Annotated in this window: 24 protein-coding genes and 1 pseudogene; 22 read left to right on the forward strand and 3 right to left on the reverse strand. The window is 43.5% G+C overall.

The annotated features are described in order from the left end of the window. Window positions 1-8 precede the first annotated feature (8 nt). The 4 genes from DYE48_RS07530 to DYE48_RS07545 are packed head-to-tail and all read left to right on the forward strand — an operon-like array spanning window position 9 to window position 4,003. Window positions 9-647, forward strand: a complete 639-nt coding sequence (locus DYE48_RS07530; RefSeq protein WP_115823093.1) for a DUF4129 domain-containing protein — start codon at window positions 9-11, stop codon at window positions 645-647. Next, window positions 644-1,771 (forward strand): DUF4350 domain-containing protein, encoded by a 1,128-nt coding sequence (locus DYE48_RS07535; protein WP_167449465.1) that lies wholly within the window; start codon window positions 644-646, stop codon window positions 1,769-1,771. Before DYE48_RS07530 ends, DYE48_RS07535 begins: the two co-directional genes overlap by 4 nt. Further along, complete coding sequence (locus DYE48_RS07540) at window positions 1,768-2,694, forward strand: AAA family ATPase (protein WP_115823095.1); 927 nt, start codon at window positions 1,768-1,770, stop codon at window positions 2,692-2,694. The genes DYE48_RS07535 and DYE48_RS07540 overlap by 4 nt, the downstream gene beginning before the upstream one ends. After that, the gene (locus tag DYE48_RS07545) at window positions 2,645-4,003 is read left to right on the forward strand and encodes a DUF58 domain-containing protein (RefSeq protein ID WP_115823096.1); all 1,359 of its coding nucleotides are present in this window, start codon (window positions 2,645-2,647) and stop codon (window positions 4,001-4,003) included. The genes DYE48_RS07540 and DYE48_RS07545 overlap by 50 nt, the downstream gene beginning before the upstream one ends. Here the strand turns inward: DYE48_RS07545 and DYE48_RS07550 are convergent. Continuing rightward, on the reverse strand, window positions 3,981-4,955 hold the full coding sequence (locus tag DYE48_RS07550; RefSeq protein ID WP_115823097.1) for a stage II sporulation protein M: 975 nt from the start codon (window positions 4,953-4,955) through the stop codon (window positions 3,981-3,983). The genes DYE48_RS07545 and DYE48_RS07550 overlap by 23 nt on opposite strands. A gap of 92 nt (window positions 4,956-5,047) precedes the next feature. On the opposite strand from DYE48_RS07550, the gene DYE48_RS07555 reads away from it, so the two are divergent. The 8 genes from DYE48_RS07555 to DYE48_RS07590 all read left to right on the forward strand — a co-directional run bounded on the left by DYE48_RS07555 (window position 5,048) and on the right by DYE48_RS07590 (window position 13,769). Beyond that, window positions 5,048-5,842, forward strand: a complete 795-nt coding sequence (locus DYE48_RS07555) for an RDD family protein (protein ID WP_115823098.1) — start codon at window positions 5,048-5,050, stop codon at window positions 5,840-5,842. Between the two features lie 274 nt (window positions 5,843-6,116). Next, entirely contained in the window at window positions 6,117-6,281 is a 165-nt protein-coding gene (locus tag DYE48_RS21130; protein ID WP_167449466.1) for a hypothetical protein, read from the forward strand. A gap of 744 nt (window positions 6,282-7,025) precedes the next feature. After that, on the forward strand, window positions 7,026-8,216 hold the full coding sequence (locus tag DYE48_RS07565; protein ID WP_115823100.1) for a carboxylate--amine ligase: 1,191 nt from the start codon (window positions 7,026-7,028) through the stop codon (window positions 8,214-8,216). A 134-nt stretch (window positions 8,217-8,350) separates the two neighbouring features. After that, entirely contained in the window at window positions 8,351-9,898 is a 1,548-nt protein-coding gene (locus DYE48_RS07570) for a Mur ligase family protein (protein ID WP_115823101.1), read from the forward strand. A gap of 47 nt (window positions 9,899-9,945) precedes the next feature. After that, window positions 9,946-10,656, forward strand: a complete 711-nt coding sequence (gene cuyB, locus DYE48_RS07575; RefSeq protein WP_115823102.1) for a cysteate racemase — start codon at window positions 9,946-9,948, stop codon at window positions 10,654-10,656. A gap of 59 nt (window positions 10,657-10,715) precedes the next feature. Beyond that, on the forward strand, window positions 10,716-10,997 hold the full coding sequence (locus tag DYE48_RS07580) for a hypothetical protein (protein WP_115823103.1): 282 nt from the start codon (window positions 10,716-10,718) through the stop codon (window positions 10,995-10,997). 463 nt (window positions 10,998-11,460) lie between these two features. Further along, window positions 11,461-12,354 (forward strand): permease-like cell division protein FtsX, encoded by an 894-nt coding sequence (ftsX, locus tag DYE48_RS07585; protein ID WP_089650586.1) that lies wholly within the window; start codon window positions 11,461-11,463, stop codon window positions 12,352-12,354. 53 nt (window positions 12,355-12,407) lie between these two features. Beyond that, complete coding sequence (locus DYE48_RS07590) at window positions 12,408-13,769, forward strand: murein hydrolase activator EnvC family protein (protein WP_115823104.1); 1,362 nt, start codon at window positions 12,408-12,410, stop codon at window positions 13,767-13,769. 136 nt (window positions 13,770-13,905) lie between these two features. Here the strand turns inward: DYE48_RS07590 and DYE48_RS07600 are convergent. After that, a pseudogene (locus DYE48_RS07600) lies at window positions 13,906-14,529 on the reverse strand (class D sortase). Window positions 14,530-14,962: 433 nt separating this feature from the next. Between DYE48_RS07600 and DYE48_RS07610 the strand changes: the two are divergent. The 5 genes from DYE48_RS07610 to DYE48_RS07635 all read left to right on the forward strand — a co-directional run bounded on the left by DYE48_RS07610 (window position 14,963) and on the right by DYE48_RS07635 (window position 20,853). Next, a complete protein-coding gene (locus tag DYE48_RS07610; RefSeq protein WP_089650583.1) occupies window positions 14,963-15,925 on the forward strand; it encodes a S8 family peptidase in 963 nt (320 codons plus the stop codon). Window positions 15,926-16,325: 400 nt separating this feature from the next. Then, on the forward strand, window positions 16,326-17,513 hold the full coding sequence (locus DYE48_RS07615) for a ParM/StbA family protein (protein WP_115823108.1): 1,188 nt from the start codon (window positions 16,326-16,328) through the stop codon (window positions 17,511-17,513). Between the two features lie 9 nt (window positions 17,514-17,522). Further along, window positions 17,523-18,122 carry a hypothetical protein gene (locus tag DYE48_RS07620; protein ID WP_115823109.1) on the forward strand — a complete coding sequence of 200 codons (600 nt, stop codon included), beginning with the start codon at window positions 17,523-17,525 and terminating at the stop codon, window positions 18,120-18,122. Between the two features lie 680 nt (window positions 18,123-18,802). Then, window positions 18,803-19,495, forward strand: coding sequence for an ABC transporter ATP-binding protein (locus tag DYE48_RS07630; protein WP_115823111.1), 693 nt, complete (start codon window positions 18,803-18,805; stop codon window positions 19,493-19,495). Continuing rightward, window positions 19,492-20,853, forward strand: coding sequence for a hypothetical protein (locus DYE48_RS07635; RefSeq protein ID WP_147299272.1), 1,362 nt, complete (start codon window positions 19,492-19,494; stop codon window positions 20,851-20,853). The genes DYE48_RS07630 and DYE48_RS07635 overlap by 4 nt, the downstream gene beginning before the upstream one ends. Before the next feature lie 28 nt (window positions 20,854-20,881). Here DYE48_RS07635 and DYE48_RS07640 read toward each other — a convergent pair whose 3' ends face one another. Beyond that, window positions 20,882-21,130: a DNA alkylation repair protein gene (locus DYE48_RS07640; protein ID WP_115823113.1), complete on the reverse strand. Its 249-nt coding sequence runs from the start codon at window positions 21,128-21,130 to the stop codon at window positions 20,882-20,884. Between the two features lie 143 nt (window positions 21,131-21,273). Between DYE48_RS07640 and DYE48_RS07645 the strand changes: the two genes are divergently transcribed. From DYE48_RS07645 to DYE48_RS07665, 5 genes are all read left to right on the forward strand, one after another. Beyond that, window positions 21,274-21,876: a sensor histidine kinase gene (locus DYE48_RS07645; protein WP_115823114.1), complete on the forward strand. Its 603-nt coding sequence runs from the start codon at window positions 21,274-21,276 to the stop codon at window positions 21,874-21,876. Next, window positions 21,854-22,510, forward strand: a complete 657-nt coding sequence (locus DYE48_RS07650; protein WP_115823115.1) for a response regulator transcription factor — start codon at window positions 21,854-21,856, stop codon at window positions 22,508-22,510. The genes DYE48_RS07645 and DYE48_RS07650 overlap by 23 nt, the downstream gene beginning before the upstream one ends. 13 nt (window positions 22,511-22,523) lie before the next feature. Next, window positions 22,524-22,955: a GAF domain-containing protein gene (locus DYE48_RS07655; RefSeq protein WP_167449468.1), complete on the forward strand. Its 432-nt coding sequence runs from the start codon at window positions 22,524-22,526 to the stop codon at window positions 22,953-22,955. After that, entirely contained in the window at window positions 22,952-24,289 is a 1,338-nt protein-coding gene (locus tag DYE48_RS07660) for a PAS domain-containing sensor histidine kinase (protein ID WP_115823117.1), read from the forward strand. The genes DYE48_RS07655 and DYE48_RS07660 overlap by 4 nt, the downstream gene beginning before the upstream one ends. A gap of 749 nt (window positions 24,290-25,038) precedes the next feature. Beyond that, window positions 25,039-25,158: a cytochrome C oxidase subunit II gene (locus DYE48_RS07665; protein ID WP_089654707.1), complete on the forward strand. Its 120-nt coding sequence runs from the start codon at window positions 25,039-25,041 to the stop codon at window positions 25,156-25,158. Window positions 25,159-25,166: the final 8 nt, after the last annotated feature.

The following is a 25,166-nucleotide window of genomic DNA, read 5'->3' on the forward strand; positions in this document are numbered from 1 at the left end:
TGAATCATGTGAGTCGATCAAATGAAGGAAAAGAACAACTGAAGGAAATTCTCGAGCGTCCGGAGTATCAAGCGTATGAGCAGGAATCTCAGACGGCGAGTCAACGTTTTTTGGATGTCATTGCCCAATGGGTGAAAGAGTTGCTTGAGACTTGGTTTCCTAATTTCCAAGTCTCTGATTCTGCCATTAACGGCTGGATCTATTTTTTTGGTTTCATCGGAATCGGCATCCTGTTGTTTCTTGTCATTAAGCTTGTGGGACGGCTCTCGGGTGAGAAGAAGTTGTCTGAAAAGCGTACCTTCAGTATGACTTCAGACTTGGCATGGTCGTCAGAGAAGCATGTGCAGGAAGCGGACGCACGAGCGGCAGGTGGTCAATTTTCTGAGGCAGCCCGTCATGTTTTTCTTGGTATGCTGTTGGATTTTGATACGAGGGACCTTGTCGAGGTGAAAACGTGGAAAACGAACGGGGACTATGAAAAAGAACTGCAAGACTCAAATCATGCGCTAAGTGCTGACTTTTCTTTCCTTGCGAAAACCTTTGATCAAATCACCTATGGAAATCGGACACTCCAGAAAGAGGAGTTTGATGAATTCCGCTTTCGGGCGTTTCAGTGGATGGATCAAGAAGGGAGGAGAGAAGCGTGATCACTACAAAGAAAACGTGGCTTTGGATCGCTGTCACCTTTGCCCTTCTTGCAGGCATTCTTTATTGGCTCTCCAGCGGACGTCCAGAACCGTACCCTCCTTTTCTATCTGATTCCCCTTCACAGACAGGAATCAAGGCCTTTTACACGCTTCTAGATGAACAAGGTGAGGAATCTGCACGCTGGGATAGCAAACCGAGCCGGCTGCCGGAAGCAAGTGGCCGACAAACGCTTTTGATGATCGAGCCTTTTTCCACCGTCAGCGGAGCTGAGATGCATCAGTATGAAGAGTGGATGGAAGAGGGGAATACCATCTGGCTGATGAAAAACAATCCTGTCGGTTATTTTGATACCCAAGTAGACTATGGTGTCTTACCTGTAGGTGAAACGACGGTGGAGGATGAGAATGGTCGTACATATACCGTTGAGGTTCAACAGGAGCACCGGCTGCAGACGAAGGGATCGGATGATGTCCTATTGAGTGATCGTCAAGGTGTGCTGGCCTTCCAGCGTTCTTATGGGGATGGTGCGCTGATTGTTGGCATGAATCCGGATTGGTTCACAAATGGAATGATCACGGACCGAGAACATTATGAAGTGATCACATCGATATTAGCATCAGAAGCCGAATACAGTAGGATTTGGTTTGATGAATATATCCATGGACAGGATGGTTTTTTTGCCGGATTGGACGTCTATCCGAAGTGGCTGATCGTCTTCACCCTACAGCTTGCTTTGTTTATGCTTTTCTTTTTATGGATGCAGGGCAAAAGGTTCGGTCCGTCGTTTATGCCGAGAGAAGCGGTTGTGCGATTCGGGGATGAACGCCTGCAGGCTCTTGCTGCCTGGTACCGAAAAGGTGAGTTTTACAGAGAATCGCTAGCCGTTCAGGAATCCTATATTCGAAAGCTTTTACAGGAGCGGTTTGGTGTATCATCCCAGGCGTCCTGGGAGGAGATTCGTCACACGCTATCGTATCGGTTGAATGATCAGGATTATCGGGATTGGGAGAAATGGACGAAAACCGTGGAGCCGTTGGAAAACTTAACGGGTGTAGATAAAAAGGCATTTTTAGATTGGTCGCATACGTTCGATCAGATGAGGAAAGAGGTGCAAGGGTCATGAATGAAAAATTAGCTGAGTTGATACAAGCCTATGAACAAAGGGTTTATGGGCAGTCCGAGAATGTCCGTTTGATGCTCGCGTCCGTCCTTGTTGGCGGACATGTGTTGTTAGAAGGTGTTCCTGGAACCGGGAAAACAAAAATGGTCCGAACGTTAGCGAACCTCCTTGGAGGCGACTTCAAGCGGATTCAGTTCACGCCGGACCTCTTACCGAGCGATATTACCGGAAGCATGATCTATAACATGAAAACCGGTGATTTTGAGACGATGAAAGGACCTGTGTTTACGAATGTCCTGCTTGCTGATGAAATCAACCGGACACCGGCGAAAACACAAGCGGCCTTGCTTGAAGCGATGGAAGAAAAGCAAATGACCATCCAGGGGGAAACGTACACACTTCCAGATCCTTTTTTCGTTGTCGCGACCCAAAACCCGGTGGAGTTTGAAGGGACGTACCCACTACCGGAAGCGCAGCAGGATCGCTTTTTGTTCAAATTACATATCGATTTTCCGTCCATGGAAGAAGAAGTGGCCGTGCTTAAGCAGATGATTATATTCAAACAAGAGGAATCGGTTCAACCACTGTTGACGGTTGAAGAGTTCAACAGGATCAGTGTTGAGATAGCGGGCGTCACGATGACCGATGAAATGTATGGTTACATCATGTCAATCGTTCGTAAGACGCGTGAAACGGAATCGATCCGCCATGGAGCAAGTACGCGGGCAGGTATTGCGATTGCGAAAGCAGCGAAAGCGTGGGCATACTTGGAATCACGGGACTACGTCACCCCTGACGATGTCAAAAAGGTCGCGCTGGCTTCCTTGAGACACCGGGTGATTTTAGCGCCCCATATGGAACTGGAGGGAGTGACCCATGGCCAAATCATTCAAGAACTTGTGGGATCAGTTCCTGTTCCGCGATAAAGGGATTGTTCCAACGAAACGTCTGCTCTTGTTTATACTCGCCTTATCCACCGTGTTGATTCTACTCACATGGACAGGTGTTTCGTGGCCTTTCATCATCGCTTCGAATGGAGCGATTTTATTATTGAGTTTGATTGACCTTACTTTTTCACCTAAACGGAAAGAGCTTCAAATTCGACGGGTGATGGATGGAGAAATGGAGCGGGGGATCGAAAACGAGGTCTCAGTGTTGGTCAGGAATGCTTCTGACAAAAGGTTGGCGATGAAAGTGATCGATCACTTTCCGCAATCGTTCAGCCAACCCTTTCCTTTGAAAAAAGAAATCCAGGGATATGAGGAAGCCCGCATTACCTATCTTTTTCACGCCGAACAACGCGGAGACTACACGCTTCCTCACCTTCATGTCCGCTATCGTTCTCGCTTTGGTTTATGGGAAAAACAGATGAGGGTGGAGCAAACCGATAGCGTTCGGATCATTCCGGATCTCACGGAAAGCAGAAACTTCCTGGAGGACGCGCAGCGTTTCCTTCTTTACGAGGGAACACGACTGAAGAGACGTCAGGTGGGAACGGGAGAGTTCAGTAAAATCCGTCCTTATGTTGTAGGAGATGATATCCGGAAGATCAATTGGAGACAAACCGCGAAAGTTCAGAACCTGATGACCAACGAGTATGAACCAGAACACGGAAAGTTTGTTACCTTATTAATCGACTGTGGACGTATGATGGGCGTGGAGCTTGAGGAGAACAATCGATTGGAGAAGTCTCTCGAGGCTGCGATGACGGTGGCGACCGCTGCCTTGAAGCGCGGCGATTACGTGGCGGTTCTCGCTTTTTCAAAACACGTTCATGTGTATGTTCCACCAGCAAAAGGGATGGCGCATATGCAAACCATCCTAAAAGAAATTTATAACTTGAAAGTCGAAGGATTCGAATCCAACTATACGGCTGTGTTCCAACACCTGCAGAAGGTACAAAGCAGGAGGAGCCTCCTTTTATTGTTCAGTGATGTGAGCACTTTTCTATACGAAGAAGCAGCTTTGCATTATTTACAACGGTTGCGGCGCTCGCATTTGTTCTTAATGATCGGAATTGAAGACAGAGTCATAGATTCCCAGACAAGAAGAGAGCCTGAGGATGTACAGACCACATTAGTGAAAACGATGGCCCAAAAGCATGTCTTGGATAAAAAGCAGGAGCTGAAAAAATGGGAGCGACAAGGTCTCCAGATGATCGAGGCACCGGAGGAGGAGTTAGCGACTTCTGCCGTTTCCCATTACATCAATATTATGAACCGTGGACTTCTTTAGTTTTGCCGGCATTAATTTTTCCAATGGTTACGTATGCCAAAAGCCCGAGGACGGTAACGAATGCAAACGCGTATTTCGCTTCAAGGGATAAGGTAGAAGGGGTGATGTAACCTTCTACAATACCTGCGATGATAAAGAGCGGGAGTGTTCCAATCAACAACAGAACGGATCGGTAGGCATAGGTTTTTAATTGATAGCTGCGCGTTCGTTTGCCGGGGACCCAGAGCTTATAGCCCATCAAAAGACCCGCACCGCCCGCGATGAAGATTGCTGTCAGTTCAATGATTCCATGCGGGACGATATAGGCCCAGAAGTCATAGGTTTTTCCATGAACCATGAACAAAGCGGCCAGGGCACCGACAATGATTCCGTTGTAGATGAGAAGATAAACGGTCAGCAACCCGAAGGTCACGCCTCCGGCAAAAGCAAGAAAAGCAACTTGAATATTATTGGTCATAATTTCCGCTGACATGACAGGAGAATTAACCCCACCGTCCTGGCTGCCAAGCCGGCTCGGATCTACAGATTGAGCGATAGAATCAGGCAAAATCGTGTAAAGGCTCATCGGATCCTGGTAAACAGCAAGAAAAGCAGCCAAACTACCTAAAAAGAACAACAGCATGCTGATGACAACGAATTTCCATTGTTCACCGATGAGTGTAATGAATGAAATTCCGAACATTTGCTTCACTTGTTTCCAATTGGATGTGCTTTCCTGGTAAAGCATGTTATGCGCCTTTGTCACAAGGTCGTTCAAGTAACCGGTCGTTTCTTCTTCTGCAAAGTATGTTTGACTGTAAGCAAGATGCTGCGTGACTTTTTGGTACAGGCGCTGAAACTCTTCTAAATGTTTCGGTGCCCACTGGCGTCTGTTCTTATGTAGCAACTGAATCAGCTCTTCTAAACGTTTCCACTCTTCACGGTGGCGTTGGACGAAAGATCGATAGTTCATGGTTTCACCTGCAATACGGGAATTTTTTACATTCTACATCTATTATAGAAAAACAAAAGACATATGGGAACCCATAAGGAGGGAGGAAGAAGATGCAGGAAAGATGGAAAGTGAAGACCCCGGAACATGTGACTTTGAATTTCCAGCTGGCAGGCTTAGGAAGCAGGGGAGCGGCTCAAATTGTCGACTCCATTCTCTTGGGCTTATTATATAGCGGAATGATTGCGCTCCTCCTTTTTACAGAAAACCACTTGAACTTCATGTTGGAAGGCCGCGGGTGGGTAATCGCTTTTGTCATTCTTATCTTATTTGGCATCCAATGGGGCTATTTCTTCTTATTCGAATGGCTCAGCGGGGGTAAAACCCTGGGCAAAATGTTGCTCGGTCTTCGTGTCGTCAAAGAAGATGGAGGAAAAGCAACCGCCCTATCTATATTGATCCGAAATTTATTACGAATCATCGATATGCTTCCCTTCTATTATCTGATCGGGATGTTGATGGTTTTCTTCCATCCCCAGCATAAGAGACTGGGCGATCTTGTCGGTGGAACGATTGTGATCCACGAACGGAAAAAACAACGTTCGAAAAAGAAACAGACACTCGTGGAAAAAGAGATCGAAAACCGTGACCTGAAATCGGATCAACAAGTCGTTGGAGACTGGGAGAGACAAAACGTTACGAAAAAAGATTGGAATCTATTGAAAACCTATGTTCATCGTTACCCGACCTTAAAACCTACAGAAAAAAATACCATGACCAGGGAAGTTGCTGAGATCCTTCTTCCTAAACTCGGATTAGAGGATGGAACGAAAAGTGAAGATGAGTTAGCTACTCGACTTTATGCTGCATATATAGATTTAAAGGAAGAGTGGGAATTCCAGTTATAACAGAGAAAGAACAGCCGTCTTTTCGGGCAGAAAGGGGCTGTTTTTTTATGTCTAAAAGAGATTTTATAAATGATCAATCTTTATGTATGCGTTTGTATTTATAAGTATTTATGTGAATATACAAGAATTTGCAAATATATATTTACTTCAGTGTAGAATTTGGTATTATATACTAGGATTTAATAAAATACAGGCGAATAAACGGGCTGATCCATGGGGGAAGTTTATGTTTGTTCCTACCTGAAATTATAAAAAGGAAAGGGGATCATAGCTCATGCTTACATCTCTTTATGTGTTGTCTTTAACCGTTCTGCTTACGTTCCTTGTATTATATGCCGTCGATAAAGTTGCCCGTCGCTTTAAGAAAATCCAAAACCCTACAATCCAACAAGACCAAGTCCCAGCTGAAGTCGATTTCAGCCACCAGACATTCAAATAAATGCTTCAACAAAAGTGGCCCTGCATAAAAGGTGCCACTTTCTTTTTTAGACAGAGTTTACCCTCAGATTAGCTCCCTATACTTGAAGACTCAGTTTCGAGATGTTTTTGGGCTCCGTTTGCCATAATAGGAGTCAGGGGTGGCTGGGAAGCTACTCGCTTTCCTGTGGGGAGCGCCGAGCTTCCTCGGACTGCGTCCTGCGGGATCTCGCCTATCTCCTTCTCCCACGGGAGTCTCGCAGCTTCCCAACCACCCCATTCGATATAGGTGAGTAACGACCCCCTTTGCCAAGTTGGATTTGCCTTCCACCATCCCACTGTTAGAAGCATAAAGCGCGCTGTATCAAGTTTTCAGGATTCTAACACCTGAGCATGGGAGTTTATTCTTACAATTCCATCAAGCTGAATGGCTGCTTATTCTAGAAGTGGTTTCGAGACACTTACATGGTAAAGGGGCGGAGGGGAATGGGGAGACTCCCGCGCTCCCGTGGAAAGCGAGTCATTCCCCGCAGCCCCATCCACTCAAAAACATCCCGAAACTGAGTCTTCAGGAATCCTGCCATATACTTAATAACGAAGCGTGTTATTAAGACTAGGGTTGTCTTTGATAGAGGGGTTTACGTTTTGTTAGGTACCTGTTTGTGGTAAAATAGATATGTTTACATATAGAAAGAAAACAACCAAAATAAATACGTGTTCTATATATGATCAAGTACAATTCAACAGATGGAAAAGGGGATATCTCATGGCGAATAAAGCGGTTGTTCTAGGAGCGAACTATTATATTGGACTGAGTACGATCAGATGTCTAGGGATTCATGATGTTCACGTTGCAGCAGTGGACTATGACTGGGAAGGTGCCTACGGCCTTGAGTCCAAATATTGTTCAGAAGCATTGATTGGGCCTCACTATAAGGAAGATCCAGAAGGTTTGAAGACTTTCTTGATTGATTATGCCAAAAAGCAGGACGACGCCCCTGTACTTATTCCGACAGCCGATCCATATGTGGAATTCGTGGATGAATATCTGCCGGAATTAAGGGAATATTTCCTTATTCCTCAAACGGAACAAGGATTATATACTAAGATAATGGACAAAGGCACTCTCCACACGCTGGCTTCCCAGCATGGAGTAGCTGTTCCTGAAACGGTTCAAGTGGATGATGAGAACCTTGTAGAAAGAGTGGAAGAGGAAATTCAATACCCTTGTCTCGTAAAGCCGGTGGACTCACCAGCTTTTGTATCCAAATTCAGAAGGAAGCTTTTCAAAGTTCATAATAAAGAAGAGTTAATAGAAAAAGTTGAACAAGCGAAAGAAGCGAATATAGAAGTCATCGTCCAGCGAATTATTCCTGGTTTTGATGACCATATGTACACGTTTGATGCCTACCTGGATCAAAACTCCAAGGTGACGCATTGGGTGACTTGCCAAAAGCTTCGCCAATTCCCTGTGAATTACGGGGCATCTGTTTACACCCAGCAAAAGTATGTGCCGGAGCTTTATGAACTTGGTGCGAAGTTCTTGGAAGGAATCGGATATAAAGGTTTCGCTGAAATTGAATTCAAAAAGGACGCCGAAACCGGCCAATACTATTTGATTGAAATCAATGTACGTATCACGAATTTGAATCACCTATTACAAAAAACAGGTATCAACATCCCTTATATCACGTATAAAGAGTTGATTGGGGACCCGGTGGAACCAAAAGCGGTGGAAGAGGATCAAAATCTTGTTTTCTGGTATGCCTACGAGGACCTTCTGGCAGTCAGGGAATATATCAAAACAGGACAACTCTCTCCTCAGAAGGTCTTGAAGTCTTATTTCAGACCGAAAGCCCATGCCATTTGGGATCCGAAAGATCCAAAACCAGCGTTCTCCTTTGGGAAGAAGTTGGCGAACCTTGTGGTAAACAAAGTAACGAAGAAGAACAGATAACCTATACTCCGTCATGCTGCTGAGAATATAGATGGCGGACCGTAGGAAATGCTAACCAATAATCGAACGATATGGACGGAACGAAGTTGAATTCCATTGAACAGGCTAAAACAATGCAGGGAAGGTAGATAAGAATGGCTAAGTTGAAAGAATTATTATCATTCATCAATATACTGGAGTCATGGAATGATAGGGACCTGGACATCCGAGGACTCGCATACAATTCAAGAAATGTAGAGCAGGGAGATGTGTTTGTCTGTATTAAAGGCTTCAAGACGGATGGACACCGTTATGTAGCGGAAGCAGTGAAAAAAGGAGCGGCTGCCATTGTGGTCGAGGATTATCAGTCCGGATGGGAAGACCTTCCACAATATCAGGTGAAAGACAGCCGTCGTGCCCTGGCCGCACTAAGCGATGCTTTTTATAACCACCCTTCAAACGCAATGAAAACAATCGGGATTACAGCGACAAACGGGAAAACGTCCACTTCATTTATGACGGATGCCATTCTTGAAGAGCATGGTCTTAAGACAGGATTGATTGGTACTGTCGTGGTCAAGTTTGGTGACTATTCCGAGCCCACAAAGCTGACGACGCCGGAATCGCTTGACCTGCATCATTATTTTGCTCAAATGAGAGACCAGGATGTATCTCATGTCACGATGGAAGTTTCCTCCTCAGCTTTGGATTTAAGCAGAGTAGGAAGTGTAGATTTTGATATCGTTACACTAAATAACATTAGCCGCGAGCATATCGACCTGCATGGTTCTTTCGAAGAGTATTTCAACAGTAAAGCGAGCCTGATCCGCAATGCTGGTGAAGATAAATGGGCCATTTTGAACCTTGATGATTCTTATTCCGCATCCTTGATCGACGAAACGAAAGCCAATGTACTCACATTCAGCGTAGAAACAGGAGATGGAGATCTGGTATGTAAAGATTTGGACCTTTCCACAGGCCGAGCGAAATTCAACGTTGAAATCCGCAAACCATTTACCGTAGAGGGGAAAACTTATGAGCCGCAAGAGTTTCCTATTGAGCTCTCCACACCAGGGTATCATTCTGTTTACAATTCCATGGTAGCTATCACTGTAGGGTTGTTAAATAAGGTACCGATTCCAACCATTCAAGCCGGATTGAAAGCCTTCGGTGGTGTAGAGCGACGTTTTGAGATGGTGTTTGAGGATGATATTAAAATTTTGGACGACCACTTCGCCAACTATGGAAATATCAACGTCACCTTGAACACTTTGCAGCAAATGGAATATTCAAATCTTAAGCTCGTCTATGCGATTCGAGGAAGTCGTGGGATTACAGTCAACAGAGAAAATGCAAAAGCTATTGTGGAATGGGCGCCGAAATTGGGTCTGACGGAAGTGATTGCAACCCTCAGCCATTCCCATGTGGATGAAAAAGACCGGGTGACAGAAGAAGAGCTGCGTGTCTTCCAGGAAATGATGGAGGAAGCGGGCATCCATGTAGACTTGTATAAAGAGTTGGATGATGCCATCCACCATGCGCTCTCAGAAGCAGAAAAAGACGATGTGGTCTTGTTAGCAGGATGTCAGGGGATGGACCCTGGAGCGAAAATCGCCCTCGAACAGTTGAACAAGAAACGTCCGGAAATGGATGAAGAGAAATTGTTCAAGCCATTGAAGAACAGAGTAGCAGGAATCCTCTGATTAAATTGATACAGCAAGGTCCCGGTCTTTCGTTAGGAGGCATAACAGTGAATGATAAAATTATCGGCATACTCGGGGGAATGGGACCTGAGGCAACCGCCGAATGTTATATGAAGATTATAAGAGCGACGAATGCAAGTAAAGATCAAGAGCATTATCGAGTGATCATAGACAGCAATGCGAAGATTCCTGACCGTACAGAAGCCATTTCAGGAAAAGGGGAAAACCCTGTTCCTGAAATGGTCCATGCGGCTAAGAATTTAGAAAAGCTTGACGTGGACGTGGCGTGTATTCCATGTATGACCGCCCATTACTTCATTGAAGAAGTCCAAAAGTCTGTGTCCTTCCCATTACTGAATGCTTTCTTGGAACTGAAGAAATTCATCCAGGATCATTATCCAACCGTTCCAAAAATCGGGGTGCTCGCCACTACCGGCACCTTGGAAACGGGACTTTTCCAGAAGTACTTTGATCATTTGGAAGTGATCGCTCCAACACCATATACACAAAATGAAAAAGTGATGCGAGCCATCTATGGTGAAAACGGGATTAAAAGTGGAAACACGGATGGAGAACCCCTTCAACTATTGAAAGACGCTTCCCAGGAACTGTTGGACAATGGGGCAGAATTGATTATTTCAGGCTGTACAGAGATTGGTCTCGTGTTGAAGCCTTACCACCTGCCCGTTCCTCTGATCGACCCTATGGAAGTTGTCGCAAACGTCGTCGTAAAAGAAACTGTTTATCAAAAGTCATGAAAAGCGTCCCCCCTTCTTATATTTGTAACAAGAACCATTCATCAGGAGGGGTGCGTATCATGTCCAAAAGCGAGTTTGACCAATTTTTGTCAGATTCCTTCAAAGAGGGGATTTCCTTCAGAGAATTGAGGCTTTCTGAAAAAGAAGTATCTCACTTGAAGTCCCATTATCCTTCAGCCATCATCAGAAGGACGAGTGATGTCAACGACGCGTTTAAAAAATCATGGTATGAAGTCCATTTATCACCGATTCAAAGAAAACCGGAAAGTCTGGATTCAATACGTCAAGAAAATATCCGGCTCAAGCGCGAGCTGGAGACCTTGAAGAAAATGAAAAATTAAGCTCATGAAGACAATTCCAAAAGGATTGTCTTATTTTTTTTGCTCTTTTTTAGATGTTCATCCGCAGTTACGCCCCTCTATTGTTGGAAAATTTAACTTGAAATCAAGAAGGGAATCATTAGTTCTATTAACCTATGACTTTAATCACAAACCCGGCTCTTGTTAAGAGCATATTTTGTCGAAGAAAAAGGCAAACATACGTGTGTTTTGTTATGGTTTGAAACATAAATGTAATAATAATTTGTCTTTATTTAGCGAATATCTTTGATATAATGAGATAGGAAAATGCAACAGACGACTCAAAGTACATACAACAGACAACATAGATTCACAAAATGAGAGTTTAGTAGGAAGTGATATAAATTGTTCGATCTGCATCACCGCAGTCTAGCACCTTATGTTCTGAGGGATTCCGTTCTACACAGTGGAGAGATTGAACGGATTACACGGGGTGACCACCACTATGAAATTTAAAACATTCGGTCGCCACGGCAAAGAAGGCGTAAAAAGCTTAGCTAGAAACAGGTGGATGTCCATAGCTTCTATTTCAGCTGTGACCGTAACCTTATTGCTAGTTGGAGTTTTTGCCACATTGCTATTGAATTTAAACGACTTTGCATCACAGATCGAAGAAGACGTAGAAGTCCGCGTCTTTATTGATAGAACGGCTGAAGATACGAGTCGTGAAGCCTTAAAGGATAAAATCGAAGAAGTATCAGCGGTTTCTTCCGTGAAGTTCCAGTCCAAAGAAGAAGGGTTGGATCGACTGATTGATAGTTTAGGCGATGATGGAGAAGTGTTTGAATCCTTAAAGGATGAAAACCCACTGAATGACGTCTACATCGTCAAAACAGTCGAACCTGAAGATACGATAACAGTCGCACAGACGATTGAAGACTTTAATAGTGTAGCCAAAGTCGAATACGCCAAAGAAACCGTTCAGCGTTTATTCAGTGTCATGGATGTGGCTCGTAATGTAGGGCTTGCGATAATTGCCGGTCTCCTTTTCACAGCCATGTTCTTGATTGCAAATACGATTCGAATTACCATCGTTGCTCGTAAGAAAGAAATTGAAATCATGAAAATGGTCGGAGCGACAAATTGGTTTATCCGTTGGCCATTTCTTTTTGAGGGATTGATGATCGGTATTCTTGGTTCACTCATACCGATCGCGGTTGTTGTGTTCGGATATGATTATCTTTACACAGAAGTGACCACACGATACCCTACATTGTTCATTGAATTGTTGCCCGTTTACCCATTCGTGTTGAAAGTATCTGCACTCCTGATCCTTATGGGGATCGTCATTGGTTTATGGGGAAGTTTCACGTCTATACGTAAGTATTTAAGAGTTTAAATCTATTGATCTACCAAAAATAAACAGGTAAGGATTCGGGGGAGGAAGAAAGTTTGAAGTTGAGAGTTTTAGTAGCCACTCTGACCGTCAGTCTTATTCTATCCGGTTTTCCACTCTATTCTAATACAGTCAACGCAGAAACGAACCAAGATAAACTAGAGGAGAACCGTGCCAAGCAGTCTGAAATTGAAAAAGAAAAACAAGAAAAGCAGGAAGAAATCGAAAAGCTTCAACAACAACAAGAAAAAGTGAACGCAGAAATCGCACAGTTGGACAAACAAGTGATGGAAGCGATGGATAAGATTGAAACGAAAGAAAATGAAATTGCGAAAACAAGAGAAAATATCGAGCAATTAAAAGCAGATATTGCTGAACTTGAAAAAAGAATTGCCGAACGAGATGAACTTTTAAAGGATCGCGTTAAATCCATGCACCAAAACGGTGGAGCGATTGATTACCTAGATGTGCTTATGGGAGCTGAAAGCTTTGGAAACTTCTTAGAGCGTGTCATGAGTTTGAACACGATCGCTACACAGGATAAAGAAATTCTAGAACAGCATAAAGCAGATAAAGAAGAAGTAGAAAAGAAAAAAGCACAAGTTGAAGAAGAATTAGCATCTCTCGAGCAAAAGCTACAAGAATTAGAAGCTTTGAAACAAGAACTCGACCAGAAAAAACAAGAAAAAAATGAATTGATGGAGAGCCTTGAACGAGATGAAGAGCTTGCGCATAACCATGTAATGGACATTGAAGAAGAGCAGGATACCCTTGCTGCGCAGGAAGCTGCGATCCAGAAGGAAATTGAACGTGAACGCGAAAGACAGCGTAAAGCGGAGGAAGAAGCTAGAAAGAGAGCAGCAGAAAAAGCTGCGGCTGAAAAAGCAGCTGCTGAAAAGAAAGCAAGTGCTTCAAACACAAGCAGCAATAACTCAAGCTCTAGTTCCAACTCTAGTTCCAATTCGAGCTCGTCCACCGAGTCCTCCTCTTCCAATAGTGGAGCGCTATTCAGTTGGCCGGCAAATGCAGGAGTTACTTCTGAGTTTGATCGCAATCGTATCCATCCGATTACAGGAGAACCAAAATTGCACTCAGGAATTGATTTAGCTGGCGGAGGAACTATCCCAATTAGTGCCGCAGCAGACGGAACAGTCATCCGTGCCAATTACTCATCAAGCTACGGGAATGTGGTCATGATTTCCCACCGTATGAATGGACAAACTTTCACGACGGTATATGCGCATATGAGAAGTACACCTGCCGTATCTGCAGGACAATCTGTATCTAGAGGTCAGTTTCTTGGAAACATGGGTAGTACAGGGGCTTCGACTGGGCAGCACCTTCACTTTGAGATCCATGAAGGAAGCTGGAACGGGTCCCGTTCTAATTCTGTAAACCCACGTAAATACTTGCCTTAAAAATATAGATAAAGAAAGAAACCGATGGAAAATCGTATAGATTTCCCATCGGTTTTTTGTTTTTCTCTATAGGGTACGTTTCAAGTCACTTATGTAAGTATAAGTATGGATACGTTGTCTATCATTTATAAGGTATTCACTTACGTAAAGCTTGAACGATCAATCGATGACTTGGATTTGGGACCGGGTCACAGGTAATTAGTGTAACAATGGAATGAGATGTATCCTGCTTTAGCACACTCAAATCATCGGGATTCACAAGAAATGCTTAACGAACCTCATATTCATAAGAACCACTAGGGGTTGTCAGGACAATGTGATCTCCCTCTGTAACCTCATCTAGTCTATTAAACAATTTCCCTTCTCTATAACCCCTATGAGCTGCAAGAGCGGTATTTCCGTTGTTTTCAAGGTCTAAGGAGTTGTTCATCATTCCAACTCCGTAAGAAAGGGTTTCTTCCGTAACTCCTTCAAACACAGGTAGTCCTAATTGGATTTTAGGAATTTCAAGGGTAGCAATCGCCTGTAGTTCTTGTGGAAATTGTGTTAATTGGGGAGAGGGAGCGGGCTTATCTAATAAGTTATTCACATGTGCATAACTTTCTGAGATTTTATTAGAGGAAGAAAGAACACCCTCTCTTCCTTTATTGAAGTTGTCTATAATCTTGTCTTGTTGGTAAGAGATATATTGGTCTTCCATTTGTGGGTACACTAGGAAACTGATGCGGATGAGAATGAAAAAACTAGCGAACCACTTCATAAGGCCGTCTTATTTTTAATATAAGTTTTAATTACTTTCTTTTTAGGGATGTGAAGCTCTTGAGAATGTATAGGTAGAGGTGCTGAATTTGTGAGGTCTTCATTGCAAATAGGACAATCCCAGGGACCGTAATTACTACTACTGTAAGATGCTCTGTGACAGCGGGTACATACTTTCTTTATCACGAAATTTCCTCCTCTACTAGTGTTCGTTTGTTCTTAATAAAGAATTTTCACTCTCTATTATACCTCAACGATGTTACATAACAAGCATTATTAAGAACAATTGTTCATTTTATCTTACACTATATCGTATATAAGTCCTTATTTTCTTTATAATGTAAACGTAACATACGTTCGGTGTTATACTTAAGGAAGATCATTCTTCATGACCAGTCTTCCAGCTTGTAGTTCATAAATGAAGGAGGAAGAGGATGAATCGAATGAAACTGATCCCTTACAGAATGGATGCTATTTTGGATACGACGAAGGAAGTCCCAAAAGGTGTGCATATGGTTGAGGCTCAAAGTATATGGGACGAGACGCGCCAGGGAGAGAGCAGCATTATAGCTGTCATTGATACAGGGTGTCAGAGTGATCATCCAGACTTACAAGGACAAATTGTAGGCGGACGTAACTTTACAGATGATCATGATGGAGACCCTGACAATTATCAAGATAATAACGGACATGGAACTCACGTTGCAGGGACCATTGCTGCTAAGGAAGATGGAGAAGGCGTTGTTGGTGTTGCGCCTCAAGCAAAGCTTCTTATTCTTAAGGTGCTCTCTGAAGAGGGGAGTGGGCAATATCAGTGGATTACTGATGCCATTGATTATGCGGTTCAATGGAGAGGGAAAAACAATGAGCGGGTTCGAGTGATCTCTATGTCTCTTGGAGGACCAGATGATACGCCCGAACTAAAAAAATCGATCTTGAATGCCATTTCCAAAGGGGTTTCTGTTGTATGTGCGGCAGGTAATGAAGGTGATGGGCGGGAAGATACGATGGAGTACGCTTATCCCGGAGCCTATAATGAAGTCATCCAAGTGGGAGCTGTTGATGAAGGACGTCGCCTAGCCTCATTTACTAACACAAATGATCAAATTGACCTTGTAGCTCCAGGTGTTAATGTCCTCTCCACCTATCTTGAAGGTAAATATGCTCGATTATCAGGTACATCTATGGCAACTCCACATGTTTCTGGTGGTCTTGCATTAATCATTCCTTTAGTAGAGGCTCAATTTCAGAGGGAAATGTCCGAAACGGAAGTGTTTTCACAACTTATTAAACGGACTACACCACTAGGTCACTCTAAAGTCGCTGAAGGAAATGGTTTGATGACCTTGGCACTGACAAAAAAATTAGAAGATTTATTCAGCACCTATATCACATAACCATATATTTTAATGGAGAGGTTTTAAACCTCTCTTTTTTTGTGCAAACCAAGTCCACCAACTAGAAAGAGAATTAAAATCTCAGTCCGTGATTTTGTGTCGAAAATAGTAAAATGATGGTTACAACGTGATTGTTTACATATATGAATACATGTTTGCAAAAATGATTACTTGCACACAAAAATGAAAACAAAACGTGTGCAATCACGTTTACATGTACACAAAAGTGTACGCATGTTGTTTTAAAGGGATGCGTGCAATTATGCATACATGTACACAATAATATATACAAGTACACAATTATGAACACGTAAAAAGGCGCATTGACTATTTTCTGATTGTTTAATAGATTTAAAGTAAGGTGAGGTCAAATCTAGCAAAAGAAAAGGAGAGCTGTGTAATGACGAAATCTAGAATTGCAGCTGTTGATGTTGGTAACGATGCCGTGAAGGCGAACTTTGGAAAATTGGAATCTTCTTTATATATTCCTAACGTGGTCGCTAGAGATCTTGAGGACCGTCCGGTTATCGGAATTGAAGATCTAGATGATAAGGATCCACTCGATAATCTACATATCCGAGTGCATTCCCCTGCTTTACGTGAAAACAATGCTATTTATCGTGTAGGGAATTTAGCTACGAAGACTACAAACTCTGCGGAGTTGGATCCTGGAAGTTACAAATCAGAAGAAGATCAAACATTGATCATGCTGTTTGCATCTCTTGCTATGGACGCTGTTACTGGGAAAGATGCGCAATCAGCTAAAAACAATGTACTTGAAGCGAACTATACACTTGGTACAGGTTTACCATTGCGTGAAGTGAAAGAAGGAAAAGATGTAGGTTACCGTTCCCAGCTTCTAGGCTCTGTACACCAGGTGGAATTTTTAGTCACACCGAAATATCAAGGAATGAAAGTAAACATCAAGTTTGATGAGGTCAAAGTTTATCCAGAAGGATTTGCTGCTTATGTAAACCTTGTCATGGATAATGATTTGAACATTATTAATAAAGAGTTGGTAGATAAACAAATCCTGATTCAAGACATCGGGGGACTTTCTACTGATATCGCCGTTATTAGAAACCGCAACGTGGATGATGACAAGGCTCAAGGATTCAACTTGGGAGTGTCTGAATCATTGGAGATGATCCGTGACGAGATCCTTACGAAGCATGGGGTTGAATTAGACAGCCGTCGTGACGTCGTCGATATCATCACGCGTAAAAATGATCGCCACCACATCATGGTTCGAGGAAGCCGTACAAATGTGCACGACATTACGGACCGCATTTTACTTGAACTTGCGAAGAAACAGTATCGTTATTTAAGAAATGTATGGCAGAAGAATTCCCAGTCTGAAATCTGCTATTTCGTAGGTGGCGGTTCAGCAGTATTGAAAGACTATATTAAGACATTGAATAACAAACTGGATGGCTTTAACATTGAATTCTTTGAAGATGAGAATGAAAGCATCTGGATGATGGCCAATGCTTATTATAAGCTCATTTCTGACTATATCCGCAAGAATTCGAAGTTAGAAGACAAGTCTAATAAAAAAGTAGAACAAAAAGCCGGATCTTCTAAGTAAGGTGATTGGATGAGTTCTTCTAGAAAAAGTGTGGAGAGGGGCCAGTCGATTACGTTCCGGGTCCCCTCGGACACACCGGATCATTTATTAAAACAGCTGTCCCAGTTAAAAGAGAAGGAACGTAGGAATTTTTCAAGTAAAATCGCTCAGTTCGTCCTTGATGGAGTGAACCAGTCCTTTACGAAAGATAAGGAAACCGTGACCATTCCGCTTCCAAAAGCTCTTACTAAAGAGCAGAAAAGTTGGATCAAACATGAACACTCAGAAGCTCTCATCGGCAGCATCCTTTATCAGCTCATGATGGATCCTGTTAGGGCAACGACTTTACTTGCATCGTTAAATAGCAATGCCTATAACATTGATGATGCTCTGTATCTTCAAGAAGAGGCGGCTACAGAGGAAGAAGCCCCGGTTTCGACAGAGGTTGAACCTGAGAAGGAGAAAGCTGTGTTGCCTGAAACCCCACTCGATGTAGCTGGGGATGATGATTTGGATGATTTGGATTTGGACAATCTTCAAGCTGATTTTCAGGAACAACGGGAAGAAGATATTCAGGAAGAAGATGACGATGACTTGCTCGGTGACTTTTTATCAAGAATGAATAAATGATCATAAGCCCCTCGTATAAGCGGAGAGGGCTTATTTTTATGGACCTCTATTGATTGTTGGAGTTTAGGGGCTCCGGGAAACAGTTCGCTTTCCATGGGGCGGGCGCTGAGCCTCCTCAGGCTACGCCTTCCGGGGTCTCACCTGTCCCACACGTCCCATAGGAGTCTCACCGTTTCCCTCCGCCCCTTGACCATAAGAGTATCTCGAAACCACTTTCAGAATAAGCGGCCCTCTATCGTAATGGGAGTTGGTGTATTCAACTCTCAAACAAGCAGTAAACTATACTATAACGCTTGCTATAGAGCGCTTCTCAACTAGAAAGCAGTTATTATGGAAGACGCTCCATTCGTGTACGTGGGTTCGTTTATCTCATCTCTCGAGTGGGGTGGTTGGGAAGCTGCGAGACTCCCGTGGGAGAAGGAGATAGGCGAGATCCCGCAGGACGAAGTCCGAGGAAGCTCGGCGCTCCCCCACAGGAAAGCGAGTTGCTTCCCAACCACCCTGACGCTCAACATGGCAACGAACCCCGGAAACATCTCGAAACTGAGTCTTACACAATCCTGCCATATTGTTTAATAAGCATAAATCAATGCCCGCCTGTAGCGAACTCATTTGGATAAAAATTGGAACTATTCCCTGCCCATACTCGTATATAAATCAAAATAGGCGGAGGTGTTGGCATGGAAGTGGTATTGGACGTGAAGAATTGCAGTGTCGATATCCAAAAAGAAAGAATCTTGAGGGATATCAGTTTTCATGTGAAAAAAAGCGAAATCATGGCATTGGTCGGTCATAACGGGGCGGGAAAATCAACGCTAATGAAAACGATGATCGGTTCGCGGGAAAAAATCGGTGGAACATTGTCCATTGCCGGAAATGACCAGGACAAGCAATATAAAGCGTACAAAAGTAATTTTACATACATACCGGAAGAGCCGCTTTTGTTCAATGAATTGACGGTCTACCACCACTTTAAACTTTACCAGAAGAGCTATTCTGTTCCCGAGGGCGTTTTTGACAGCCGAGTAAAAACCTATACCGAAGGGTTTGAATTGAAGGACAAGCTGGATGAATACCCGGAAGCTCTATCCAAAGGGATGCGGCAGAAAGTCCAGACGATTTGTGCTCTCATTCCTGATGTCCCTGTTTTATTCATTGATGAGCCATTTATGGGACTGGATGTGTATGCAGGTCGCTTCCTTGAGGAAGAGTTAGTAAGAAAAAAAGTGCAGGGGGCCAGTATTGTATTGACTACACACCAACTGGAGAAGGTTTCTGAACTAGCCGATCGCTATGTCATGCTCGTTGAGGGTGAAGTCTCTTCTTCGGGGGATGTGTCGGAATTTCACGAGTTGGAAAGAAGGTCGACATGATGGAGCCTATGACGACATATTCGGTGTATAAATGGCTGAGAAAGAAAAGAAGGAAGAAGAAGTTTAATATTTATATACAGACCTACCATATGGTTGTGGATCCCGTCATGGTTTTTTATAGCGGATTGTTCGTCATCTTTTGTTTGTTCATCGGTTTTGACTGGCTGCAAGAGTTGATTACTCTTTTAGATGGAAGGGGATCGTTCATAGCTCCTTACGCTTTTTTCCTTCCTTTTTTGGCGATCATTAGTGCGGCCGCCACTTCTTTTACAGACCCTGGCATTCGTTTCACATCTTCAGAACTTCAGCTTAGTTTTTTGCCTCACTCAAGAAAGCGGCTCCTCACCTATTTGTTTTTAGAAAAGTTCATCGTTCAAGTCCTGATCATCATGGTTGTACCTCTTCCATTGGGTCTTGTCTTGATGTCGTGGGAAGCTGCCGTTCTATGGGTATCGCTTCTACTTTTTAGTTATCCCTTATCTTTATGGATGCAGTGGAAACTATTTTCGTTGTCTCCAATTAGTAAAATGATTGTTGCTTTATTAAGCTCAGCTCTTTCAGCTTTATACTTCCTTGGCTATCCTGTCATACTCCTATACCTAGGCTTATGCGTGCTGATTGTGGTATTTTTCATGCGTGAAGAAGAGGTGGACTGGGGGAGAGTCATCGACATCAATGATGCGCGTGTGTGGAACATGTGGTTGGTCGGTTATTTCACCGAGGTGAATATAAAGCCGCCGAAAAAATACGGGATAACCAAATCGATTTGGAAAAAGAAGAGGGGACGTCATTATACTGTGCAGCACCTGTATGGACGGATATGGATGGGATATTTTCAAAAGTCGGCGGATGTGATTTGGAAAACGATTCCGACTGTTTGTTTGATTATTATTGTCATTCCGATGAGGGTCGAATGGATGTTAATGTTCACGCTTCCCATTGCTATTGTCGTCTATCAAGAAGTAGCAGGGGGGCTTTTTTTAGATGTGGAGAATGTTTTCCATTCTCTGCCTCTTGAAGAGGAAAGCTGCAAAAGCAGCTACTTGAAATGGGCGTATATTGGGTTACTGCCTGTTTTCATCTCCTTTATCAGTATCCAAACCGTTCTGGGTGAATCGTTGGTAGCTGTTGGGATGCAATTGATCGCAATCATCTTGTTCGTCTATGTAGATCTTACCCGGGTCATCGACGAACGTTTGATGATGGTCCAAAAGGAAAATTTCTACCGTGAAGAGTGGAGAAGAGTGGCAGGCCTAGTTCTTCTTGGGGCGGGAGTGTATCACCCTTTGTTCTTACTTGGGGTTCCACTTGTTGTTTTCAAGTTCGGCCGATCGGGCGGGAGAGAGCTGATTTCATAAAAAAGACCCTCTGGTTCATCACAGAGGATCAATTCAAGCGGTTATGCTCAGCGAAGGCGATAAATGATTTTTCATCTTCAATTAAACCGCACGCTCCGCATTGGACTTTTACTTGCGGCCCTTTGTAGGCCATGTGAAAAGGGTCCATATTTTCTGATGAGTAACTCTCATCTGGCTCACCTGTTCTTGGATTCATTTTGACAGCTTTCGCTTCTTGTTCGATTAAATTAAAACGAGAGCGGTTAGTCTTACAGTTGGGACATAGATAAGGTTGCATGTTTGTCCACCTCCATTTTTACGTTTCCCATGTTTATGAAAAATATGAACAGGATCGTGAAAATCAGGGAATGCCCTAATATCCGTTCTGCCCTTTTGAAGGTATGATGATAGTAAGATTACGTGTGATCGAGGTGGAATAGGATGAAGGAGACAATGAAACTTCCAGCGGATGAAATCATCCAAATGTATGAAACGATGTTACATGATTTATCTTATGATCTTCATGAGAGGTATAGTCACCTTTTGACAGGGCTGCTCCATCAAATGGACCAGGAAGGAGGCTCATCAAAATCTGCTCTTATGTTAACTCATATTATTGATGATATGAGAAGTAAATCAAATGAGTCCACACCCCTATCTCTTGCTAAAATAGGGGTGGTTCCTGCCATAAGGCAATTTGGTAAAGAAATAGAACATCGATTTGGCGTAACTGTAAGCCTTTTGACCGAAAGACAATCACTTTCAATAGATCAACGGCTTCTATTCCGGTTGATTCAACAAACCATCCTCATGATCGTTGAGAATGCAGATACCGATGCAATCGACATCCATATGGAAGAGGATTCGGTAACGTTTTGTTTTCTTTCCCCACATGAACAGATCGATGTGGATGAAAAGGGTTTTCTTTGTCTTATACAGAAAAGAACAGGTATGGAATTAAAAATCGAACAGAGGTCAGGGCAGTGGTTTTGGGTCTATTTCAAGAAGAGGGGGAATAAGGATGATTTCCATTGTGATCGTTGATGACCACGCCGTCGTCCGTTCTGGATTACGGATGCTCTTGAATGCGGTGGATGATTTTGAAGTCGCAGGTGAAGCCTCAGAAGGGGATGAAGCTTTTGCTCAAGTAGAGGAAAAGCGTCCGAACGTCGTCTTAATGGATTTGTCGATGCCGCACGGAAAAGACGGGTTATCAGCGACATCAGAAATAAAGAAACAATTCCCTGATACCCACATCCTTATTTTGACGATGCATGATGATGAAGAGTATTTGTTTCGGGCGATTGAACTTGGTGCATCCGGGTGTATTTTAAAGAATGCTCCTCATGAAGAGCTTTTAAAAGCCATTCGTCAAGTAGCAGATGGCGATGCTTACCTGTATCCATCAGCGACGAAACGGTTGATGGAAGACTACATGAACAAACTGAAAAACGGTACGACGTCGGACTCTTATCGTTTGCTGACGGACAGGGAACGGGAAGTGTTGGCCCTGGTCGCGAAAGGATTCGCCAATAAAGATATTGCTGAAAAACTAGTCATTAGTGTCAAAACGGTCGAAGCTCATAAGGCGCATGTAATGGAAAAATTACAGCTCAAGACCCGGCCTGAACTAGTAGAGTATGCCTGGAAGAAAGGGTTGCTTGGATATTCTCTATAAAGGGGATGAACGTGTGAGGCGATCGTTAGAAGAACTTTGTACAAAAGTTGCAGCAGAAACAGAGGCATCCTTAGTTGCCATTGCGGAATATCATTCCCCATCCCAGGGGGTCAGGTGGACATATGCTGATCGCCCGCTGAATGAACGGTATAAGCGAATGAATGTCATGTACGGAAAAGGGGTAGCAGGCAGAGTCCTACAAACAGGGACAGCTTTCAGGTGTGAAAATGTTGCAGACTTACCGTTGCCACTCAGAGAGTATCCCATTGTATTATCTGAAAGAATACGTGCTTTTGTAGCGCTTCCGATCATCACTCCATCTCTTTTCGGGGCTGTTGTTTTCATTGCTTATCGTTCCCCTCATGCTTTGCCAGACAAGAAGGTGTGTGACCGGATGGCATCTTATATACAAGCTTATTTTCAAGAAAGGGAGGCGGTGGAATGAAAAAAGAAACGCTTACACCTATCCTTCCCGGCCGAAGGGAAGGATTTTTGATTGTAAGAGAAGACGGCGTTGTTACGTGCTTCAATGGTCGGGCTGAGGACTTATTTCAACGGAGTCGAGAGGAAGCAGAGCTTGGAGATTTGTTTCTTCACTTGTCCCTCGACGATCTACATAGCTGTGAAAAAGGCGTCCTTCTTGAGCATTACATTACCCCACAGGGGGAGAACCCCTCACCGGTTTTCTTAGTTGTTCACGATTCGGTCTTCTCTGGTACCCGGTACTTTTATATTATGATTCAAAATCTTGCGGAAAGAAGTACCCTTGATCGTGAAAGTTATGAACCTTTTAAAGAACTGCTGGATATTAAGTATGCGTTAGATGAATCTTCCATTGTCGCTCTAACAGATAAGAGGGGAAGAATAAGATATGTAAACAAAAAATTTTCAGAGATATCGAAGTACGAGGTTGAGGAATTGATTGGTCAGGATCACCGTTTATTAAATTCCGGATACCATTCGAAAGAATTTTTCAAGGAGCTGTGGCGTACCATTGGCACCGGCCATGTATGGAAAGGAGAGATCCGAAACAAAGCAAAGGACGGATCCTTTTATTGGGTCGATACAACGATTGTCCCTTTTTTAGACGAAAATGAAAAGCCCTATCAATATTTAGCCATACGAAATGAAATCACGGAACGGAAGCGTGTGGAACAAGAGCTCCAACATATGATGACAAGGATCATCGATGTACAGGAAAATGAGCGGAAACATGTATCGAGAGAACTGCATGACGGTATCGGCCAGGAGTTATACAGCCTGCTCATTACCGTTCAAAGGCTGGAAAAAGAATTCACCCACCCATTGATTGACCAGATGACCACAGACATCAGCCACTTGATTCAAAGTGTAAGGGATATGTCCTGGGAACTCAGGCCCTCCGCATTGGATGAACTAGGACTGATGCCTGCGGTACGCTCGTTCATTAATCGATTAGAAAAATCATATGGATTGAATGTGGCTTTTCAATCAGACGTCCGCTGCCGCTTGTCTCCTGATGTCGAAACAAGCATTTACCGAATCATCCAGGAAGCGTTGACTAATGTAAGGAAATACGCGGATGTGGAGGAAGCAAAGGTTCTGATAAAAGAAAAAGCGAGTGTTCTATTTATTGAGATCTCCGATGAAGGAAACGGTTTCTCCGTTGGTCGCTCCAATAAAGGTGTAGGATTGTTCAGTATGGAAGAAAGGGCCCGTGCCGTAGGTGGCGCACTCTCCATCAGATCAGCCGAAAACAATGGAACTACAATCAAAGTGAAGATCCCCTTAGAAGTCTGAGAATAAATCAGGCTTCTTTTTTTATGAAGAATTATTCAACAATATGGCAGTATTCTTGAAGACTTGATTTCGAGATGTTTCGGGGTTCGTTGCTTGGGATGAGCGTCAGGGGTGGCTGGGAAGCTACTCGCTTTCCTGCGGGGATGGCGGCAAGCCTCCTCGTGCTTCGCATTGCGGGGTCTCGCCAGCCAATCCATTCCCGCGGGAGTCTCGCAGCTTCCCAGCCACCCCATTAGATGGATATGAGAAACGAACACACATACACGAATGGGGCGTCTTTCATAACCACTACATTCTAGTTGAAAAGCCCTTTATAGCAAGCGTTAGGATACAAATGGCTGCTTGTTTGAAAGTTTAATCCATTACTTTCATTACGCTGGAAAGCTGCTTATTCTGGAAGTAGTTTCGAGATACTTATAGATCAAGGGGCGGAGGGGAATGGGGAGACTCCTGCGGGAAAAAAGTGCATGGTGAGACCCCGCAGAGCGAAGCTTGAGGAGGCTCACCGCGCTCCCGCGGAAAGCGAGCTATTCCCCGCAGCCCCATCTACTCAACAAAAGTCTCGAAACTGAGTCTTCCACAATCGGGAGCGTTTGTTGAATAAGAGTATTGGGTGATTTTATTGAGCTTAAAAAATGGAATAGGGGATTTCGCTTTTTAAGATGAGGGGATTCCCCAATATTTTATTTCCCTTGCGCTCGATACAATAAAAGTAGATCAAATGAAGGGAAGAGGGGGGCGGAATGGTTATGAAGAAACAGGAGGATCAAACAGATTTGAAGGGGACCCTTGTGAGTGTTCTGGCCGTTGGGGCCATCATCATAATCATGTGGGTGAGTATTTACTTTTTATATATCCAACGGTTATAGGAGGGGAA

This window comes from Halobacillus trueperi (assembly GCF_003386945.1).
Taxonomy (GTDB): domain Bacteria; phylum Bacillota; class Bacilli; order Bacillales; family Halobacillaceae; genus Halobacillus; species Halobacillus aidingensis.

What these genes read in the sequence shown, in the direction of transcription:
- DYE48_RS07540 (WP_115823095.1), top strand. Translation starts at nt 1,768, where the DNA reads ATGAATGAAAAATTAGCTGAGTTGATACAAGCCTATGAACAAAGGGTT.
- DYE48_RS07545 (WP_115823096.1), top strand. Translation starts at nt 2,645, where the DNA reads ATGGCCAAATCATTCAAGAACTTGTGGGATCAGTTCCTGTTCCGCGAT.
- DYE48_RS07550 (WP_115823097.1), bottom strand. Translation starts at nt 4,955, where the DNA reads ATGAACTATCGATCTTTCGTCCAACGCCACCGTGAAGAGTGGAAACGT.
- DYE48_RS07555 (WP_115823098.1), top strand. Translation starts at nt 5,048, where the DNA reads ATGCAGGAAAGATGGAAAGTGAAGACCCCGGAACATGTGACTTTGAAT.
- DYE48_RS21130 (WP_167449466.1), top strand. Translation starts at nt 6,117, where the DNA reads ATGCTTACATCTCTTTATGTGTTGTCTTTAACCGTTCTGCTTACGTTC.
- DYE48_RS07565 (WP_115823100.1), top strand. Translation starts at nt 7,026, where the DNA reads ATGGCGAATAAAGCGGTTGTTCTAGGAGCGAACTATTATATTGGACTG.
- DYE48_RS07570 (WP_115823101.1), top strand. Translation starts at nt 8,351, where the DNA reads ATGGCTAAGTTGAAAGAATTATTATCATTCATCAATATACTGGAGTCA.
- DYE48_RS07580 (WP_115823103.1), top strand. Translation starts at nt 10,716, where the DNA reads ATGTCCAAAAGCGAGTTTGACCAATTTTTGTCAGATTCCTTCAAAGAG.
- ftsX (WP_089650586.1), top strand. Translation starts at nt 11,461, where the DNA reads ATGAAATTTAAAACATTCGGTCGCCACGGCAAAGAAGGCGTAAAAAGC.
- DYE48_RS07610 (WP_089650583.1), top strand. Translation starts at nt 14,963, where the DNA reads ATGAATCGAATGAAACTGATCCCTTACAGAATGGATGCTATTTTGGAT.
- DYE48_RS07615 (WP_115823108.1), top strand. Translation starts at nt 16,326, where the DNA reads ATGACGAAATCTAGAATTGCAGCTGTTGATGTTGGTAACGATGCCGTG.
- DYE48_RS07620 (WP_115823109.1), top strand. Translation starts at nt 17,523, where the DNA reads ATGAGTTCTTCTAGAAAAAGTGTGGAGAGGGGCCAGTCGATTACGTTC.
- DYE48_RS07630 (WP_115823111.1), top strand. Translation starts at nt 18,803, where the DNA reads ATGGAAGTGGTATTGGACGTGAAGAATTGCAGTGTCGATATCCAAAAA.
- DYE48_RS07635 (WP_147299272.1), top strand. Translation starts at nt 19,492, where the DNA reads ATGATGGAGCCTATGACGACATATTCGGTGTATAAATGGCTGAGAAAG.
- DYE48_RS07640 (WP_115823113.1), bottom strand. Translation starts at nt 21,130, where the DNA reads ATGCAACCTTATCTATGTCCCAACTGTAAGACTAACCGCTCTCGTTTT.
- DYE48_RS07645 (WP_115823114.1), top strand. Translation starts at nt 21,274, where the DNA reads ATGAAGGAGACAATGAAACTTCCAGCGGATGAAATCATCCAAATGTAT.
- DYE48_RS07650 (WP_115823115.1), top strand. Translation starts at nt 21,854, where the DNA reads ATGATTTCCATTGTGATCGTTGATGACCACGCCGTCGTCCGTTCTGGA.
- DYE48_RS07660 (WP_115823117.1), top strand. Translation starts at nt 22,952, where the DNA reads ATGAAAAAAGAAACGCTTACACCTATCCTTCCCGGCCGAAGGGAAGGA.
- DYE48_RS07665 (WP_089654707.1), top strand. Translation starts at nt 25,039, where the DNA reads ATGAAGAAACAGGAGGATCAAACAGATTTGAAGGGGACCCTTGTGAGT.